General features: G+C 43.0%; 17 protein-coding genes. 12 read left to right on the top strand and 5 right to left on the bottom strand.

Annotated features, from left to right (window positions below):
- Positions 1-399: 399 nt before the first annotated feature.
- Together IM473_RS18435 and IM473_RS18430 are read left to right on the top strand one after the other, a co-directional pair.
- Positions 400-912 (top strand): type 4 pilin, encoded by a 513-nt coding sequence (locus IM473_RS18435; RefSeq protein ID WP_287657290.1) that lies wholly within the window; start codon positions 400-402, stop codon positions 910-912.
- Positions 890-1,507, top strand: coding sequence for a prepilin-type N-terminal cleavage/methylation domain-containing protein (locus IM473_RS18430; RefSeq protein ID WP_287657289.1), 618 nt, complete (start codon positions 890-892; stop codon positions 1,505-1,507). The genes IM473_RS18435 and IM473_RS18430 overlap by 23 nt, the downstream gene beginning before the upstream one ends.
- Positions 1,508-1,645: 138 nt before the next feature.
- Here the strand turns inward: IM473_RS18430 and IM473_RS18425 are convergent, their stop codons facing one another.
- The gene (locus tag IM473_RS18425) at positions 1,646-2,029 is read right to left on the bottom strand and encodes a hypothetical protein (protein ID WP_002804032.1); all 384 of its coding nucleotides are present in this window, start codon (positions 2,027-2,029) and stop codon (positions 1,646-1,648) included.
- Positions 2,030-2,113: 84 nt separating this feature from the next.
- Here IM473_RS18425 and hslO point away from each other — a divergent pair, with 84 nt between their 5' ends.
- From hslO to IM473_RS18400, 5 genes are all read left to right on the top strand, one after another.
- Positions 2,114-3,028 (top strand): Hsp33 family molecular chaperone HslO, encoded by a 915-nt coding sequence (gene hslO / locus IM473_RS18420; RefSeq protein ID WP_287657288.1) that lies wholly within the window; start codon positions 2,114-2,116, stop codon positions 3,026-3,028.
- A gap of 63 nt (positions 3,029-3,091) precedes the next feature.
- Positions 3,092-5,047, top strand: a complete 1,956-nt coding sequence (locus IM473_RS18415; RefSeq protein ID WP_287657287.1) for a BAR domain-containing protein — start codon at positions 3,092-3,094, stop codon at positions 5,045-5,047.
- A gap of 541 nt (positions 5,048-5,588) precedes the next feature.
- Positions 5,589-6,800, top strand: coding sequence for a pentapeptide repeat-containing protein (locus IM473_RS18410; protein ID WP_287657286.1), 1,212 nt, complete (start codon positions 5,589-5,591; stop codon positions 6,798-6,800).
- A 110-nt stretch (positions 6,801-6,910) separates the two neighbouring features.
- The gene (locus tag IM473_RS18405) at positions 6,911-8,554 is read left to right on the top strand and encodes a Ppx/GppA phosphatase family protein (RefSeq protein WP_287657285.1); all 1,644 of its coding nucleotides are present in this window, start codon (positions 6,911-6,913) and stop codon (positions 8,552-8,554) included.
- Positions 8,555-8,762: 208 nt separating this feature from the next.
- The gene (locus IM473_RS18400) at positions 8,763-10,412 is read left to right on the top strand and encodes an alpha/beta hydrolase (RefSeq protein WP_287657283.1); all 1,650 of its coding nucleotides are present in this window, start codon (positions 8,763-8,765) and stop codon (positions 10,410-10,412) included.
- A 103-nt stretch (positions 10,413-10,515) separates the two neighbouring features.
- Here the strand turns inward: IM473_RS18400 and IM473_RS18395 are convergent, their stop codons facing one another.
- Both IM473_RS18395 and IM473_RS18390 read right to left on the bottom strand, forming a co-directional pair.
- A complete protein-coding gene (locus tag IM473_RS18395; protein ID WP_002804024.1) occupies positions 10,516-10,806 on the bottom strand; it encodes a DUF3082 domain-containing protein in 291 nt (96 codons plus the stop codon).
- Between the two features lie 53 nt (positions 10,807-10,859).
- Complete coding sequence (locus tag IM473_RS18390) at positions 10,860-13,127, bottom strand: GspE/PulE family protein (protein ID WP_287657282.1); 2,268 nt, start codon at positions 13,125-13,127, stop codon at positions 10,860-10,862.
- Between the two features lie 324 nt (positions 13,128-13,451).
- Between IM473_RS18390 and IM473_RS18385 the strand changes: the two genes are divergently transcribed.
- The gene (locus IM473_RS18385) at positions 13,452-13,646 is read left to right on the top strand and encodes a hypothetical protein (RefSeq protein WP_002804018.1); all 195 of its coding nucleotides are present in this window, start codon (positions 13,452-13,454) and stop codon (positions 13,644-13,646) included.
- 26 nt (positions 13,647-13,672) lie between these two features.
- Here IM473_RS18385 and IM473_RS18380 read toward each other — a convergent pair whose 3' ends face one another.
- The gene (locus tag IM473_RS18380) at positions 13,673-14,089 is read right to left on the bottom strand and encodes a DUF1816 domain-containing protein (protein ID WP_287657280.1); all 417 of its coding nucleotides are present in this window, start codon (positions 14,087-14,089) and stop codon (positions 13,673-13,675) included.
- Positions 14,090-14,607: 518 nt separating this feature from the next.
- Here IM473_RS18380 and IM473_RS18375 point away from each other — a divergent pair.
- The gene (locus tag IM473_RS18375) at positions 14,608-15,720 is read left to right on the top strand and encodes a sensor histidine kinase (RefSeq protein ID WP_287657279.1); all 1,113 of its coding nucleotides are present in this window, start codon (positions 14,608-14,610) and stop codon (positions 15,718-15,720) included.
- A gap of 142 nt (positions 15,721-15,862) precedes the next feature.
- Here IM473_RS18375 and IM473_RS18370 read toward each other — a convergent pair whose 3' ends face one another.
- Positions 15,863-16,417 (bottom strand): hypothetical protein, encoded by a 555-nt coding sequence (locus IM473_RS18370; protein WP_287657278.1) that lies wholly within the window; start codon positions 16,415-16,417, stop codon positions 15,863-15,865.
- Between the two features lie 123 nt (positions 16,418-16,540).
- Between IM473_RS18370 and IM473_RS18365 the strand changes: the two genes are divergently transcribed.
- The 3 genes from IM473_RS18365 to IM473_RS18355 form a co-directional block, all read left to right on the top strand.
- Positions 16,541-16,831 carry a DUF1345 domain-containing protein gene (locus tag IM473_RS18365; protein ID WP_287657277.1) on the top strand — a complete coding sequence of 97 codons (291 nt, stop codon included), beginning with the start codon at positions 16,541-16,543 and terminating at the stop codon, positions 16,829-16,831.
- 173 nt (positions 16,832-17,004) lie between these two features.
- Complete coding sequence (locus tag IM473_RS18360; protein WP_287657275.1) at positions 17,005-18,756, top strand: mechanosensitive ion channel family protein; 1,752 nt, start codon at positions 17,005-17,007, stop codon at positions 18,754-18,756.
- Between the two features lie 78 nt (positions 18,757-18,834).
- Positions 18,835-19,089: DUF29 domain-containing protein (locus IM473_RS18355; RefSeq protein ID WP_287657273.1), on the top strand; the 255-nt coding region annotated here is incomplete at its 3' end.

Raw genomic sequence — 19,089 nt, 5'->3', positions numbered from 1 at the left:
TGATTTCAGTTTTTTCTTTGTCAGTAAGGGTGTCAACAAGGAATATTACAAATTGTTAACCGAGTCTTGAAAGCCTTGTGCTACAAAGGTTTGAAATGTTAAGAAAGATGTGACTAAAGGACAGCTTATCAAGGGGGGATTAAGGTGGGATCGAACCCAAAATCCATCTTCAATTTAATTATAACCAGCTACTTAGACAATCTGACTCACTTGAGAAATAGGGTTTGCGGGGAATTAATTCCCTGACTAAAGTTAGAAATATCCCATCATCTTGGTAATCTGTAGTTGAGAGCTAAAAAAGCCAGTAGTTTTCGGGAAAAACTGGGGGGGGTTGAGCAAGTGAAATTAAAAGGAAAGGGGATAAAGTCAAAACTGTCATCATCCGAGTCGGGTTTCTCGATGTTAGAAGTGATGATTGCCATTTTAACTATTGCCGCCTTCTTAACAGTAACCCTAGAGTTAATGGCATTCACTGCCTTATATAAAGTTCGGGCAGAAAGACAGACTCAAGCTAACTTTTGGATACAAGAAGATTTTGAGGATGTCAAATTTTTAGCTTCGACTTTAGATGTCAACTCCACGCCTGCCAACCCTAATGTTAGTTCAGATGTGTGTACAGGAAATGAGGGTTATGCCACAGCTTTAAGAAGACAACTAACGGCTACTCCCCTTCCCACCACCCCTATACCGACGGAAAAATTAGTGGAGACAAGAACAATTGTCGGTAAAAACTATTCTCTCTTTCGGACTTTTAATATTACTAACCAATCGGCTAATCCCCATCGTCTCCGTATTGATTATCGAGTCCAGTTAGCAACAGGTCAAATCGCCGATGATTACCAAAACCAAGAAAATGTTATTGCTAAAAGTTCTGTCGAGGTGATTCCCGATGCGTCGTTTAAATGTCCATAAAAATCAGGGTTTTACCTTGTTAGAAATTTTGGTAGCTTTGGCAATTATGGGAATTCTTGCCGCCTTAACCCTACCTAATTTATTAGCTTGGTTAAATAGCAATAAAGTCAAAGAAGCCACCGATTCTATACAATTAGCCCTAGAGGATGCCCAAAGACAAGCTATCCGTCTGGGGAGGAATTGCACGATTAATTTTACTAACCCGACTGGCAATAATCCCACGGTTTACTCGCAAATAACCGCCAGTGAACCAGGTTGTTTAGTGGCGACTAATACTAATGGGGGTTCCTTAAGTCTGCCGCGGGAAGTATTTATGGTGGTGAATAATTTTCCCACCCTGGGCAGCAGTCCGGGGGTACAGTTTTCCTTTCGGGGTCATGTGCCGGGGTTAACCTTTGATCCGCCGCAAAACCAAGCGATAATCGTATTATATCCCGCCGCCGATGCCACCGCCGATCCCTATCCCAACCAAGAAAAAAAATGTCTAGTTATCGCTTCGATGCTAGGAATAATTAAACAAGGCACTTATACTGGAACTTCTCTAAGTAACCTCGATGCTCGTCAATGTGAAATCCGTCTCGATGGAACGAACTGAACCCTAATCAGTTATCAGTTATCAGTTATCAGTTATCAGTTATCAGGTGTGAGTTATCAGTTATCCGTTAGCAGATGTGAGTTTTTAGTTTACTGATTACTGATTACTGTTCACTGATTACTGATTACTGTTCACTGATTATTTTTGATTGCTCAGAAATAGTCGTAATTTCAATAAACTGAGAGTTTGACCGAGATTGAGGGGAAGGAGGGAAATGCCTTCTAAACGGGATTGTAACCAACCATCGCCCCAATACCATTCGTGATAGCCATCGATACCTTGACTCAAAAGCAAGCGTAAACACTGGTCATCGGCCGATAAAACCTGATGTTGTACGGGAATTAAACCTAACCAAGAGGTAAAAGTCAAACCTTCCTCTAATTTATCGGGTAGATTAGGCGAGAGCATTTGCGGCCACAGCCATTGACGGAGATGAGCAGTTTTGAGCAAACTATCCCGGATAGCCTGTTCACTGGCCGAGATTTCGATACGCAGCTGACTTTGTTGAAAATTGCCGAACATATTATTGTCTAATAATTTTTGTTAAGTTAGTTAAAGAATAACTAAAAATCGGGACAGCGTTTTCCAAGGATAACAGTAAGTAGTATGGCAGATAAATTAATCCGCGCCACGGCCGCCGATGGGGGAATTAGAGTAGTAGGAGTGATTACCACCCGTTTAACCGAAGAAGCTCGCCAAAGACATCAATTATCTAACGTAGCCACCGCCGCTCTCGGTCGCACGATGGCATCAGCTTTACTCTTGGCTTCCAGTTTAAAAAAACCAGGTTCTAGGGTCAATATTCGCATTAAAGGCGATGGTCCCTTGGGTGGGGTCTTGGTTGATGCCGGACTCGATGGCACGGTGCGCGGTTATGTGGACTATCCCCAGGTGGAATTACTCCCCAATGCTAAGGGTAAATTAGATGTGGGTCGCGCCGTCGGTAACAAGGGTTATGTGCGAGTCTTACGCGAAGAAAAAGGCGAGGGGAGAAATGAACTTCAAGAAAGCATCGTCGAGATAGTTTCCGGGGAAGTGGGGGAAGATATCGCCTACTATCTAGACCAATCGGAACAAATTCCCTCCGCTTTGCAAGTGGGGGTTTTTGTCGGTACGACCACAGGAGTAACGGCAGCCGGGGGAATTTTATTACAAGTTCTCTCCAAAGAAGCCGCCAGGGATGAGGTCTTAGTGGCCCGTTTAGAGTCGAGATTGCGAAAATTAACGGGATTTACGCCCCTTTTACGCGCAGGAAAAAGTCTAGAAGATATTTTTCAGGAACTTCTCGGAGATATGGGTCTAGAAATTTTTCCGGCTGTGCAGCTGCTGCGCTTTGATTGTGATTGTTCTTTTGAACGGGCCTTAGGAGCTTTAAAATTCCTCGGGGTCGATGAATTAAAAGACATTATCGAAAAAGATAAACAAGCGGAAGCCATCTGTGAGTTTTGTCGGGAAGTGTATAATGCCAACGAGACACAATTAATCGAATTAGTCGAGTCTCTACAGGCTGAATCTTGCTGAGAAGTCGGGCAATGAGCGCCATTAGGGTAAAATCTATCTAAAATACCTGTCGGGGAGTCGTGAATGTTTAAAGGAAAAGAATTAACCAAAAATCTAGTCAAACGAGAATCGATTGACTCCCTGACTCGTTGGCCAGAGAAAACTAAATCTTTTCTTTTTCTCTTTTGGTACCGATACCAGCATCGTTTCACTTGGAAAGTTTGGGCGGCTTTATTTGTGGTGGTCTTTGGCGGTGTTGGCTTTCTCGCCACTTGGCAGTTATTCAATATGCAGAAGTCGCCCAATTGCCCGAAAATCTTCTGGCCCATCGCTTCTGCCTCCCTGCGTCTCTACTGCGCTCAACTTTCCGCCGATAGTCGCACCGTGGCAGGTTTACTCGAAGCAATTGCCCTAGTGGAAGCTTTACCCGATGACCATCCCTTGCGATCGCAAGTTAATCAGCAGGTGGAAGAATGGGCGCGAGATATCCTGAATTTGGCTGAAAAAGACTATCAAGCGGGAAATTTAGAGCAAGCAATCGCTAAAGCTCGTCAAATCCCCAATAATATGGCAGTAGCGGCAATTATTGAAGAAAGAATCGCTAAGTGGCAAGGAACTTGGGCGGAAGGCAACGAGATCTTAAGTAAACTAGAGGAAAATCTCCGCGCTTCCAACTGGAATCAATCTTTCCGTCTGGCAGTAGAATTATTGAACTTAAATAACGAATATTGGGCAACGGTTAAATATAATGAAGCGATCGCTAAAATTACCGTTGCCCGGGAAGATAGCAGTAAATTAGATAATGCCTTTAATCTCTTTAACCGGGGCGGTCTCGACAATTGGTTCAAAGTCATCGAAGAAGCTAGAAAAATTCAAGCCAGCAGTTATGCCTATCAGGAGGCACAAAAATTAATCGGGAAAACCGAGGATAAACTGAAAGAATACGCCGAAAGATTAATTGAGCGGCAGCAATGGCAAGATCTCCGGGATTTGGCTAACCAAAGCCCCAAAGACCTCAAAATTAAAGCAGATGTCACCGATTGGTCCGTCTTGTCCGAAGCGGCCTTAGATGCGGAAACCGGCACGGTGGACGGATTGGAAGCCGGCATACTGGGACTAGAACAAATCGACCCTTCTCGACCCCTCCATCAAACAGCCCTAGCTATGAGGGAGCGCTGGCAGTTACAGGTACAGGATGTAAAAATACTGTCTGAGGCCAGAGATTTAGCACAAGCAGGTACAATCGAGCAGTATAGCGCCGCTATCGCGAAAGCGGGCGAGGTTCCCCGGAATAATCCCCTCTGGTCGCAAGCACAGCAGGAAATTGGCTCTTGGAATCGTCAAATACAAGTCATAGAAGACCGGCCGATTTTAGAACGGGCGCAGGAAATCGCTATCCCCGGCGATATTAACTCCCTCAGTAGCGCTATTATTCAGGCCCGGGCCATTGGTAAAAATCGGGCCCTATACCGAGATGCTCAACGGGAAATTCGCGGCTGGCAAGTGCGGATTGAACGCATGGAGGATCAACCTATTTTAGATCAGGCCCAAGCTTTGGCCAATCTCAAAGACTATAGCACGGCGATCGAAACTGCCAATCAAATTCCCCCCGGTCGCGCTCTTTCCTCGGAAGTTTCCCAAAATATCCGTCGTTGGCGCCGAGAGTTGCGGGCCCGTCAAAATCTCCAACAGGCCAATCAATTAGCGGCGACGGGAACCGCAGAAGGTTTAACCCGGGCGATTGCTTTAGTTACCAATATTTCCACTCAAACCGATGCGGGTGTGCAACGGACTGAATTGCTGGAACGTTGGAGTTATCAGCTTTTGTCTTTAGCCACGGACCAAGCTAATAATGGCCGTTATCTGGAAGCTATTCGCCTTGCTGAATCCGTATCCCGGGAAAGTACCGCCTACAGTTCGGCTCGCTCCCAAATGCAAGGCTGGCGCAATATTCTCCAACCTCCGGCCCCACCGCCAATAGTTGAATCGACTCCCCTTTCCCCGGAGTCCCCGATAGAAGCACCAAGTCCGGGTCAATAATCAGTTTTAGAGGCTGTTTTTGCGGTGGATTACCCCTAAAAAAGTCCCTCATCCCCAGGGGTCTGTCCAGTTAAAATTGACGGATATAATTGGGTTAATTTGAGGTGAGCATCTTTCCTTAAATTTCCGGCCATACCAAATCCGTTTTTAATAGTGTGATTAACTCCCAAGTTATGAATTGTTTCTCCCTGCTCTGGCGCTCCGGTACTCTCCTACACCTTTTAAACAGGATTTAGTATGATTCCTGTAAATGAAATCCTATTATCTCTATCAATCCCATTATTCTCCTTAAAATTATCATCATCATTATTTTTAATTAATAAATTACAAAAATAACCAAAGCTAATTTTTAAAAGATAATAGTTGTTAAGCTAAGACGCATTTTAACCGCCCATCCTTAGATTAGCTAAATCTCCCTCAATCCCTTTACTGTTGCCTCTTGCCTGTTGCCTCTTGCCTGATCTCAACAAGCAATTTAAATACTTAACAGCTTATGAATTACATTAATCAATCAAGCAAAAAACAGATCTCCGTAATTTCTATGAAAGCAAGTGAGGTACTGGATTTATATGCCAAAGGGAAACGCAATTTTAAAGGAGTAAAATTAAAAGGACAGTGTTTTCAGGGACAGAATTTATCGGGGGCTAATTTTAGTCAAGCAGATCTGCGTGGTACTAATTTTCAAGGGGCTATTTTAGAGAGAACTAAATTTACCGAGGCCAGGGCAGGATTACTAAAGCGCGGTCGGCTACAATTAATCTTAATTTCTTGGTTAATAGCGGCTGTCTGCGGCTTTCTGTCGGGATTAGCTGGTTATTATCTAGCTTTAATGCTGGTGACAGATGTAACCGAATTTAAAATCATTGGTGCGGTGATAATCACGATTTTATCTCTAATTTACGGAATATTTTATCGTCAACGAGTTGGGGGATTGCCCTTAGTTTTATCCTTGATTTCTGGTCAAGCAATAAGTTTTATTCTAGCAATTATTATCAGCTTAATTTTAACTTTATTAACAGTAATTATACTAGCTTTTCAAGGAGCATTAGCAGGAATAGCCGTGATGAATGGAACTTTTTCTATAGCTTTGATGGTTGGGGTTTGTGGTACTTTATTCACCGCTTATCTGGCCTGGTTATCCCTAGAAGAATCGGGAGAAACGATCACGAAATCCATGGCAATTGCTTTTTTAGCCAGTAAAGGTACAAATTTTTGCGGGGCAAATCTCCAAGAAGCCGATTTCACGGGAGCGCAGTTAAAAGCCACTGATTTAAGGGCAAAAGATTTAACTAGAACTCGATTTTATCTGGTATCGGGCATCGAGCGAGCGCGTTGGGAAAAGACAATTCTGGACGAAGTGGCGATGAGAAATCTTCTGGTTACTGGTCAAGGGGAAAATAAAGCTTATATTGGCTATAATTTTCGCAGACTAAATCTTTCCGGGTTTAACTTCAAAAATGCCAACCTGACTAGGGCAAATTTCAGCGAGGCAAATTTAGCCTACGCTAATCTAGAAGGGGCAAATTTAGCCCATAGTAACGTGATGAGAGCCAATTTACAGGCAGCCACCCTGACGGGTGCTTGTATCGAAGCGTGGAAAATCGCCGAAAATACCAATTTAGAAGGGGTTGATTGTGATTATATCTATTTAGTCGAGTCCGAGGGAGAGCGCCGTCCCAGGGAGGGAGAATTTGGCGAAGGGGAATTCCGCCAATTGGCCCTGGAGCAGCGAAAATTGTATATTGACGAATAAGATAACTGCTAGACAAAGCTAAAATTGCGGCGCCGAGGCGGACAATTAGAGGGATAATAAGACCAGCCCTAACACCTATCCCCCGACTGGTAACTGATCACTGATAAGCGATGGTGAATATTTCTAATCAAGTTATACCCAATCGGGGACTAGCGCCCCAGGCAAAAGCCTCCGATGTCCAAATCCTAGCGGCGATCGATATTGGTACGAATTCGGTTCACATGGTAGTAGTGAAAATTGAACCGTCTTTACCTGCTTTTACGATTATTGCCAGAGAAAAGGATACAGTCCGTCTGGGCGATCGAGATAGAAAAACTGGTAAATTAACCCTAGCGGCCATGGAAAGAGCGATCGCGGCTTTAAAACGCTGTCACGATCTAGCTATTAGTCTCCAGGCGGATCAGATTATCGCTGTTGCCACCAGCGCCACCCGGGAAGCGGCCAACGGTGACGAGTTTTTGGCTTTAATCGAGAAAGAAGTCGGTATTTCTGTAAATCTCATCTCCGGACAGGAGGAAGCTCGCCGGATTTATCTCGGTGTCGTCTCGGGAATGGATTTCCAAAATCAAGCCCATATTATTATCGATATTGGTGGTGGTTCCACGGAATTAATCTTAGCTGATAGTCAAGAAATTCGCTTTCTTAGTAGTACCAAAATCGGCGCGGTGCGTTTGAGCCAAGATTTCATCACTACCGATCCCATTAGTACCACAGAATTGGCCTATTTAAGGGCATACACCCGCGGAATGTTAGAGCGAGCAGTAGAGGAAATTAAACATCATTTACAGCTGGGAGAAGTGCCGCGTTTAGTGGGAACTTCTGGGACGATCGAAACTTTGATGACTATCCATGCTTTGGAGAAATTGGGGGAAATTCCCAATCCTTTAAATGGCTATCAATTAACCCGTAAAGATGTCAGAGAATTGGTTAAACGTTTCGCCAGTTTGGACTATCACCAAAGACTGGCAATTCTGGGAATGTCCGATAAACGGGCCGAGATAATTCTAGCAGGTTCGATCGTGCTTTTGGAAGCGATGACCATGTTAGATGTTGATAAGTTAGTTCTCTGTGAAAGAGCCTTGCGAGAAGGGGTGATCGTCGATTGGATGCTGACGCACGGGTTAATTGATAATCGGTTACTTTATCAGAGTGAAATCCGTCAGCGCAGTGTCTTGAAAATAGCGAAAAAGTATCAAGTTAATTTAGAATCTGCTGAGAGAATAGCGACATTTTCCCTGTCTTTGTTCGAGCAAACCCAAGGACAATTACATTCTTGGAATCAGGAGGCTAAAGATCTATTATGGGCGGCGGCTATACTGCATAATAGTGGTTTATATGTTAGTCATGCTGCCCATCATAAACATTCCTATTATTTAATTCGTAATGGTGAACTGTTGGGCTATACGGAAATAGAGTTAGAAGTGATCGCTAATATCGCTCGTTATCATCGCAAAAGTAAGCCGAAGAAAAGGCACGATGATTTTATGAAATTAACTGAATACTATCAGTATATGGTCAGACATTTAAGTGCTATACTGCGCTTGGCTGTGGCTTTAGATCGGCGACAAATAGGAGCGATTAAAAAGATTGAATGTAAGTACGATCCTGAATATAGAACCCTACATCTGCATCTTTTTCCCAATAATGCTGAAGATGATTGTGCTTTAGAATTGTGGAGTTTAGACTATAAAAAACCTGTTTTTGAGGAAGAATTTGGTGTGAAAGTGGTGGCAACTTTGGCATTTTTACCCTGAAATCACGATCGGTGATCGGTTAGGTAGCTTGAAATCGGCAAGATTGGAATTTTCGAGACTTGTTGCCTATTATTCTAGGTCAAGATTATCGACCGTGGCAAATTGATAATTTTTGTTGATAATTAAGCAAGAAAACGGTTAAAAACTGCGAAGTTACTGTTATAATCCAGAGGGAATAGGATCGCAGAAAGAAAAGGAGCTGAAAAACTTGTTGCAATTAGCTAAAATTGGTCGCTTGATCGCTCTTGGTTGCTTGGGAACGATACTGACTAGCTTTCCTGTCCTCTCGGCCGAGAGAATCACTTTTATCTTACCGCCCTTTAGTCGTACCCTAGAAATTAGTTCCCTAGAAAACTTTGTCAAGACTGGCAGAATCGACGCTAATCTAAGACAATATTTGGGTAATACCACACCCGAACAACAAAGAGAATTTCGCCAAGCTTTAACTACAAGTAAAGAAGTTAATCCCGTCCTGATCTCGCGCTTTTTTAACACCACAATGGGGGAAGATATCCTCAACCTTTTAGGGGAACTGATCGCTATTCAAGGGGGGATTAATGGTAAATTCGCCCTGCGTTCTGCCCTAATTAAATCAGCTTTTGAACCGGGAGGGGTAACTATTCTTAACCTGCTGCGTAATCTGCCTACTAATATGCAGATTGATGTGACAAGAGTGCAAAGATTAGCTAGGGCGATCGATATCGTCCTGAAAGCGACCACAGTATTCACGGAAAAGGTGGCGCAATTATCCTTAGAAGAAGCTAAAAAGGCTGGTGAAATCAATTTTACCGCCATGACCGACCCCCGACAACCGGGACCGCGACAAGTAGAACAAATGCGGCTGGATTTAACCGATGGCCGTCGTCAGAGGGAACTTTATCTGATCATTGTCAAACCCAAGGGGCAATTAACCCAGAAAACCCCCGTTATTGTCTTTTCCCACGGTTTAGCTTCTCGTCCTGAAGATTTTGTCCGACAAGCGGAACACTTGGCTAGTTACGGTTATCTCGTCGCCATGCCCCAACACCCCGGCAGTGATACCCTACAGGTGCAGAATCTGCTCGCCGGTTTATCGCGGATGGTTTTTTATACCAACGAATTTGTCAATCGTCCATTGGACATATCTTTTGTGATCGATGAATTGCAAAGACGCAACGCGGGGGAATTTCAGGGGCAATTAGATTTAGATAATGTGGGAGTTGGTGGACATTCCTTCGGCGGTTATACAGCCTTAGCCGTGGGTGGAGCGACGATCAATTTCGAGAATTTACAACGGGACTGCCAAAGAAGATTAGCTTTTCTCAATGTCTCCCTCTTGCTGCAGTGTCGTGCTTTAGATTTACCCCGAGAAAAATACAATTTTCGCGATCCGCGAATAAAAGCGATTTTTGCGGTTAATCCCTTTAATTGGAGTATTTTTGGGGCTAAAGGACTGGCTAAGATCGAAATTCCCACTTTTGTAGCGGCAGGAACCTACGATCCCGCTACCCCCGCTATTTTTGAACAGGTGCGCTCTTTTCCCCTGCTCAATACCGAAAATAAATATTTAACTCTGATTGAAGGTCAAGCTCACGTTGATTTTTCGGTACTAGATGCGGGAATTAACGAAGCGATCGAATCCGTAGCCGATCTTACCCTGCCCGCACCCTATGTGATCGATAGTTACGCCCATTCCCTATCTTTGGCCTTTTTTGAGGTGTATATTCGCAAAAACCCCGGCTATAAACCTTTTTTACAGGCGGCCTATTCCCAATATCTCAGTCAAGGCCAAGAGTTTAGATGTTTTCTGATTACCCGCGCCTCCTCGGCCGCTTTAGAACAACTCATCGAAGATTTTATCGCTCAAAATGTCCGTTAATCAGTTATCAGTTATCAGTGTTCAGTGATCAGTAAACTGATCACTGAAAAGCTCCCCACTTCCCCACTTCCCCACTTCCAATTCATCATTCATCATTCATAATTTATATTTGTTGAGGGCGTTTAAGTAGTAATTGGATAGCCAAAAGAATTAAACCAATGGTGACAAAAACAAAAATAAAGGTTCCTAGAGAAGCTAAACCAAAAACTAAAGTCCGGACAGCACTGCCAATTCTCAAGGCGATCGAACTGTGAGCAACCATTGGTTTTGAGTAAAAAGAATGACCGATCGCTGCTGTGAGATAATAGAGAATTGTCCCCAATGCTGCCGAAATTGCCGCACCAACTAAACAGCGAGTAGGAGTAACTTTTTTGGTTTCTAATTCTGTGGTCATTACTTTTTAGTTCTCAAATATTGTCCAGCTTAAATTTTAATTCTTTTCCCCGACTAGAACCAAGGATCGAGGGCGGAAGGAAAAGAGGTATTGACTTCCGAGGAGACGATCAGATACTGATTCTGGTCTAGTTCCCGTTTTAACTGTTCCCAATCGCCGGGGTCGGTTAACTCCTCATAAACAGGGGCAGCGGAAACGATCATTTCCTTATCCGATGACCGGTTTTGGGAAGGAAGAACTGAATTAGTCAAATCAGGCAACTCCTGGCCGAGAATAGTCGGATTTGCGCTCTCAGGGGAAGCTGTGGGCGAATTTAGGCTAATTTCCCGCTTTAGTGACTGTAATTCACGGTTGAGAGCCTGTAATAACTGCTCGATCGCCTCGATTCTCCCGAAAACATCCGGGGGAATCTCAGGATTATTGGCAGCAGAGACGGAGGGTAAAGTTAATTGATCAGCCATGACACGCTCGATTTCCTCTAGGGTAGTATAACCTTGGTGGACTAATTCTAAACCGTAGGCGAGGAGAGACTTGAATCCTGCCTGTGTTGCCGCTTTTTTGAGCATATCGGCGGATTTATTCTCAGCGATGCAAGTTTTCAGGTCAGGGGTAATCGTGATTACTTCAAAGACCCCAATCTGGGACTGATAACCGATGCCGTGACAATGACGGCATAATCTGCCTTTTTCCCGCGCTTGGATGATTTCTTCGGCAGTGAGGGAATTAGCTTTATAAAAGCTGTATTGAGCAGCTTGGGCGGGAGAAAGACCAAATTTAGCTAATTCCTCCCTTTTTGGTTGATGTTTCAGCCGACAAACTGGACAAACCCGTCGCACCAGTCTTTGATTGATCACTGCAGCTAGGGTATCGGCGACTAGGGCCGGCTCCGCTAATTGATTGAGGCGAGCGATCGCGGCAAAGGCATCATTGAGGGGTAAACTAGAAATAACTAAATGTCCAGTCAAAGCCGCTTCTAGGGCATGGGTAAGGGTGGCAGAATCCGCCAGGCGATCGATACCGATGATATCCACATCTTGATTCCGGAAAGAGGGCAAAATCGAGGCATAATCTCGACTTTGACCATCAGCGATTTCCACTTGGGTAATACCGTTAAGGCCGCGTTCGATCGAGGTTTCTAGGGTAGCGATATTAACCCCACCCCGGTTTCGATGGGCTAGTAGAGAATAGAAACTGGTGGAACAGCCACCTCTGGCCGGTGCGGTGAGCAGAATTAACCCCGCCTGGCGCTCGATCATGGTGCGTACCAGTTTACAGGTTTCTTGGCTAGTAATCAACTCATCGAGGGGCCAAAGTGGGGATCGAGAATCAAAAACCCGCAGGAGAATTTTTTCTCCCTGTTGACGGGGTAGGGTGTGGAGACGAAAATCTATTTTGCGACCGGAAAAAGTTGTGGTCATTTTTCCCTGTTGGGGTCGCGATTTCTCGCTGACATCGAGGTTAGCCAGAATTTTTAACCGTGAGATAATCGCCGGGGTCGCTTCTGGAGAAATCGGTTCCCAGGCAGAACGCAGGAGACCATCTTGGCGAAAACGGATAGTTAATTGATTTTCTTGGGGTTCTAGGTGAATTTCCGTCGCTTTGCTTTCAATGGCTTGAACAAGGATATTATTAACCACACTGATGATCGTCCCTTGATTGGCCTGTTGAACCACTCCTAGATCCTCGTCGGCTAATTCGCGGTTGAGATGGGACAGAGATTGGGAATCTTCAAAAATATCGGTTATGTCAACTCTGTTCTCTAGATCTTGTTCTTGGGGAAGAAGATGGCCAGATGGGGCTTCTTCTTGACGATAACGATAGATTTCGACCAATTTCTGGTAATCTGCCCGATCAATGACACGACGCTCAAACTGCAATTCTTTATCCCGGAGGATACGACGTAAATCATCGAGAATTTCCTGATTAGCGGGATCCACCATGGCTAGGTGAAGGACATTGGCAGCGGATTGCTGTTTTTGTAGGGGCAGGATCTTATAACGACGGCAAATTTCAAAGGGAAGGACTGTGCGAAACAGATTCTCGATTTCTCTCCAGTCGATCGTCTCAATTTCAGGGTCAAGATATTCTACCCCATACTTGGCTTTTAATTTTGACAGTTGTTCGAGTCGGTAGTATGCCAGTGCCTCTTTGGGTAAAGGACGACCGGTGATCAGGGGTAAAATTGCCAGTAGAGATAGATGACTTTTCTGCTTCTGGATTATTGCCTTTTGTAGTTGCGGGATAGTGATATAACCCGATTGCACTAACTTTTGGGCAAAGGAAGGCAGCTTGGTCTGAGGTTTCTCGTTTGCTGATGACATGGAATAGAGCCAGTTAAAACTGTACAGCCCACTACATTTCTTATTATGCCCATTTTCTCACCGCAGCTAACAGGCGGAGGATTTTTTGGCGGCAAGGGGCAATGGGCAATAGGCAAGAGAAAGAAAATTTATCGTCGGCTACTTAGCAAAGATTGATAGTGAACACTCATTGTATATTAATAAATATAAATAAATATGAAGTAATTTAATTTTCAAAAAGAATGAACCCGATCTTTTTTAGGATGGGGGTAAAACTGATTTTCAATTTCTCAGGTTGAAAGATGAATCCAGATTAAGCTATCTGAACGATAAGAGGACAAGCCAATGTTTGAAGATTTTACCTATATTACCGATGAGGCTTTTTTAGAGAATTATTGGTGGGAAGAACAAATTATCTGTCCCCACTGCCAAGGCAAGGGAAGAATCTATCTAGAGACGGAGAATGAATCCGTCCCCTGTAAATTCTGTCAAGGTAAAGGCATTATTAAACGAAAACAGGAGGAAATTAACTATTCCTAAAAATCTGTATAATTAGATACCATAAATTAAAAATCTTCTTGAGTTAAAACCTCGGGCTGACATTGTTTAATTTCGCTGTTAATTCCCGCGGCGGATTCCGATTGTAGGTCTTCGATATAACCGGATTGATGGGACAAAGCTTCAGAAAAACTCTCAAACGGACCGAAATAATAGAGACATTTCGGCTGACTGGTGGTGATCTCTACCCACCAGGGTTGGGGGGGTAAACTAGGCTTGATCGAGACAGTTTCTTGGTCAAGAGGCTTTATACTGAGAATCTTGGCACCTTGGCGCAGGAGGCGCTGTGTTTCTTGACTCATGCGGCTTTTAGGTATTCGCAGGACTGTTCGGGAGAAGCGTTGAGGCAAAGAGCCAGAAGAACCCGAAAAAACAACTTCATAGAGAAATATTTGATTCTCTCCCTGATTATTAGCCTCTAGCATACAGAAAAGATTCTCTTTTGGGGGTAAGGGTTAAAAAAACAGACGCTACTTTGAGCAGATGACTCAAGCAAAATCATCTCCTAACAGAGTAGCGCATCTTGATAGGATAGCATAGAGCGGCAAAAAGTTAGGTTTTGACCTATTCTTCCCTCACAGCATGGCTTAAGGAGAGATTCTTCCACAGGAAGAACCCGATAGAATTCTTTTATTGAGCCATCCCTGAAGATATCTATGAGGATTTTTTCTCCCGTCAGTTTATTCAAGATGCTATGGGCGAATATATAGCGTTTCCTGTTCGCAAGAGGTACATTATCGATGTTGAAAAGCTTAATCAGCAAAGGTTAAACTGTGCCACACAGGTGTGATAACTGCTATATAGCAGTTATCTTAATGGTCAGGTAGGAAGTTTTCGTTTTTTGGATTCGGTTGTCGGTCGTCGATGCCAAATCCTGTTATACTTCATCTTTATGAGAAACAAGGTCAATAATATTGACAACAAATAGAGTTTTTTAACAAATATGCGGACACCAAAATTAAGCTTAGGAACCAGATTATTTTTATCGCATCTCCTCGTTATGGTGGTGGGATTAAGTAGCTTTATTATCATTGCTAAATTATCTTCTCCGCGAATGTTTGTTTTACGTTTGGAACAGTTAGAAAGGCAGGGATTTTTTACCGTGCGCTCGGCGAGAACTTTCTTGGTTAGGGGTTTTGAGACGGCTTGGGATAGTAGTGCCATTTGGTCATTCATTGCGGGAGGAAGTACGGCTGGTTATCTGAGTTTTTTGGTTTCTCAACGCATTATGAAACCGGTAAAACAAATGAAACAAATCACTAAAAATTTTGCGGAAGGGGATTTATCGGCGAGAGTTCCAGAAAGCGAAATCCCAGAATTAAATCAATTAGCCATCAGTTTTAATCAGATGGCGATTAGTTTAGCTGATGTGGAAAAACGTCGCCAGGAATTAATCGGTGATCTTACCCACGAATTACGAACCCCTTTAACTGTGGTAAGGGGATATTTAGAAGAATTAGCCGATGGTGCGATCGAACCTAATCCAGAACTTTATCAGAAATTAGTGAAAGAAACCCGCCGGTTAGAACGTTTAACCCACGATCTACAGGAGCTATCGCGAGCGGAATCTGGTTATCTCTCGATTAAACTGCAACCTGTTAATTTATTAACTTTGTTAAATTCTCTTATCGAAAAATTTGCCGATCAATTATTAGAAGATGGACCGACTTTACAGTTAGATTGTCCCCCCAATTTACCATCTGTCATGGCCGATCCCGATCGCCTCGAACAAATTTTAGTTAATCTGCTCGGTAATGCCATTCGTTACACCGATCATGGTGCAATTACCCTGCAAGTGACAAGGGACAAAAATCGCCTACAAATTGCCGTTATCGATACGGGAATCGGTATCGCCGCAGAAGACTTACCCTTTATTTTCGAGCGCTTTTGGCGGGCCGATCGTTCTCGTTCCCGTTATTCTGGGGGTAGTGGTATCGGTTTAGCGATTACCCGTCGTTTAGTGGAATTACACCAAAGTCAAATGGAGGTAGAAAGTGAATTAGGTAAAGGCAGCACTTTTCGTTTTTACCTAGCAATATCTCCGAATTGGGAGTAGGGGTTTTTTCAGTGATCAGTAAACAGTAATCACTAAGGGGAGAGGGGAGAAGGGAGTGCCGGACTTGGGAGAGGGAGTTTGAGCATTTGTACTAAAATATCTAAGGGGTAGTTTAAATGCAGTGTAACTGATAACGAGATGACTATTCAGGAGAAGACAAGTCGCGGAAAATCTGGCTGGCGATGGCTGCACTCCGGCGAATTTGTTCAATTTCGGAAAGACTTTGCCAATCTTCGGTTTCTATAGTGGTTTCGCTCTGGCCATTACGCATAGTATAGGCGTAGGGACGGGCAAAAACCTCTAAATCTTCTGGAGACCATTGGGGAAAAAGCTCGCTAAGACAAACAACAAGGCGATCAAAGTCATCTAATTGACTATTAACTAGATTTTCAGCACTTTCTACTAGACGATTTAAATATTCGGCTGGTAGTAAAGAGGCAAATTTATCAAAGATATTAGACCGGGATGAAACGGAAACTGTCGGGAATTTTTGGTGTAAACTGCTAAAGAATCTATGAGCTTGTGCCTCGATCGCCGTCGCTTCTAGTCCTTCACACAGAGAAAAAGGCGTTTCCGTGACGTCTAAGGGATCATTACTCTCAACAGCGGTTACATTCCAGGGATAGGTGACTTCTTCTTCGATCAGGATTGCCAGAAGTTCCGCGGTAATCTGTTCGGATAGGGATAAATGGCCCATAAATAACGCTCCATATTTTGGCCTTTGTGGTGCTCAACGAGTAACTACATCTCGGTTTTGACAATTCCCGAAGCTTGCTACGGCGTTTTATTGACTGGTGTGACTAGATGATTTTGCTAACTTTTGCTGACATTTGGTCAATTGATCTACAGCCAAGAATATGCAGTGCGCTACTATCATGATGGTAAAGGCCTAGTTTTTCTCGATTGCGATCGACCTAATTGGACGGAATTTCCCTATCAAGGTTTTTGTATGGCGGCTTGTTATCAAACCTCCGATACAAGTATTAATAGTACGGCAAGGCGGCGGCTGGTAGCAACCCACGGGATGCTTTTCTCTTTTTTATCCGTCTCGATTATTGCTATTATTTTGGGAATGATTGGTAATTTACTCTCAGCCAAAAAGATATTCTAGTAAGGAAGTTATGGTTCATAAGAGCTTTCGTAAACGCCATAGCAATGAAATTAAATCTAGCACTTCTGACTTAATTCCCTCTCCTGTCTCAGCCTAGGTTATCTACACCTCACCCTGGGAAATTAATGTCTAAATATTACCCAACTACACACAGACAAATCTGACTTAATCCTATGAAATTTGTACCATTTGTCGATATTAATCAAAGATATTTAATGCTAACTACACCATCTAGAGCTAGAGGATGGATGAAAAAAATTGGGCATACTTTGGTAATATTTGTTGTAGTTTTACTACTGACTCTCACCTCTCCTCTTTTGGGAATAGCTCAAAATCCGACACAACCGGAAAACAAAATTGACGGCTTTCCAGTTATGTTAGATGGAAAACCCCTCTTTTTTATCCGACGGGGAGTTTCTTCATTTTCGGCGGAGGAGAGAGCTAACGCTATTACCCGGAGAATTGAAAGAATTGCTCAAAATGATTCTATTCCTGTTGAGAACCTGACAATTAAGCAGATTCCTGATGATAACTCACTTTATTTAAGTGTAGATCAAGAAGTAATTCTAACGGTGACAGAGCGAGATGCAAAAGCCTATCGTTCAACCCCGGAGGTTTTAGCTCAACAAGCTTTACAAAAAATTCAGCTTGCTATCGCTCAATATCGCCAAGATCGAAAACCCGAACAACTACTTAAGAACATAATTTATACGGTTATAGCCAGCTTTGCTTTCTTGATTATTAGCTTTGCAGTTATCAAAATTTCAGGAAAACTATTTCCCTTCATTAGACGTTTGATTGAATCCTTGACACCGGGCATTCAAATCGGGAATGTCGAGATTATATCTTCCTCTAAAATTAGCTTCTTTTGGCTGCGAGTTCTTCGGATAATTCGCTTATTTTTTCTGTTTTTATTATTATTTAATTATGCCACATTTGTACTGCGTTTATTTCCTTGGACAAGAGTTTTTGGGGACAGTATTTTAGGTTATTTTTATCAATCATTAGAACTGGTTTTGTCGTCCATTGGCCAATATCTTCCCAATGCCTTTATTATTGCTATAATCATTTTTATAACCTACTACTTAATTCGGCTAATCAAGCCCTTTTTTACAGCAATAGAAAGAGGAAATCTGGTTATTCCTGGTTTTTATACTGATTGGGCTAAACCTACTTACAATCTCCTATTAGTCATAATTATTGCCATAGCAGCAATAGTCGCTTTTCCCTACTTGCCCGGTTTTGATTCCCCTGCTTTCCGAGGTGTTTCTGTTTTTCTTGGTCTTCTTTTATCCCTTGGTTCTACTTCGGCAATCGCTAATGTTATTGGGGGAATTATTCTTATCTATACCCGTGCCTTTCGCATCGGAGATCACATTCAGGTAGGAGATGTAATTGGCGATCTAATAGAAAAAAACTTCCTAGTCATTCGCATTTGCACTCCCACTAATAAAATCATTACTATTCCTAACTCATCTTTATTAAGTAGTAATGTGATTAACTTTAGTATTTCCTCGCGGGAATTAAACAGAAATCTAATTATTCAGACAACGATTACCCTAGGGTACGATCTGCCTTGGCGAAAAGCCCACAAAACCTTAATTGAAGCTGCTCTAGAGACTGAGCATATCCTCAAAGAACCCGCCCCTTTTGTCCTGCAAACTAGCTTGGATAATTTTTACATCAGTTATCAGTTAAACGCTTACACTAACCAACCCAATTTGATGGTAATAATTTATTCAGAACTCCATCAGAATATTCAAGACAAGTGTAATGAAGCTGGGATTGAGATTCTCTCTCCCAGTTACACTTCCCTACGAGATGGAAATACAACAACTATCCCCGAAAATTATTTACCTTCCGATTATGTCGCGCCTCCCTTTCGTGTTCAATCTTCAGACAATCAAGAAAACAACACATTATGATAGTAAATCCGTTTTTAAGCGCTCAGTGTTGGCGGATTATTAATATAATGTTAATTGAGCTTAGAAGGAGATAAATCGATGACGGCATCCTATGAGCAAGACTTTGGACTTTGGGCCGAACAAATGGCCGATTTATTAGCTTCCGGTCGGTTTTCCGAGTTAGATATTGAGAATTTAGTCGAAGAGGTGCGGGATTTGTCGAAACGGGAGCGCGATCGCTTACTTGCTAGTCTCAGATTAATTTTGCATCATTTATTAAAGTGGGACTATCAACCTCAACGGCGATCCAGGGGTTGGTTGGGAACTATTCAGCGAGAAAGAGCTAATATTAGG

This window comes from Microcystis sp. M015S2 (assembly GCF_020245945.1).
In the GTDB taxonomy this organism is placed as follows: Bacteria; Cyanobacteriota; Cyanobacteriia; order Cyanobacteriales; family Microcystaceae; genus Microcystis.
Note: the sequence above shows the minus strand (reverse complement) of the source record. Positions and strands in the feature narration are given on the sequence as shown.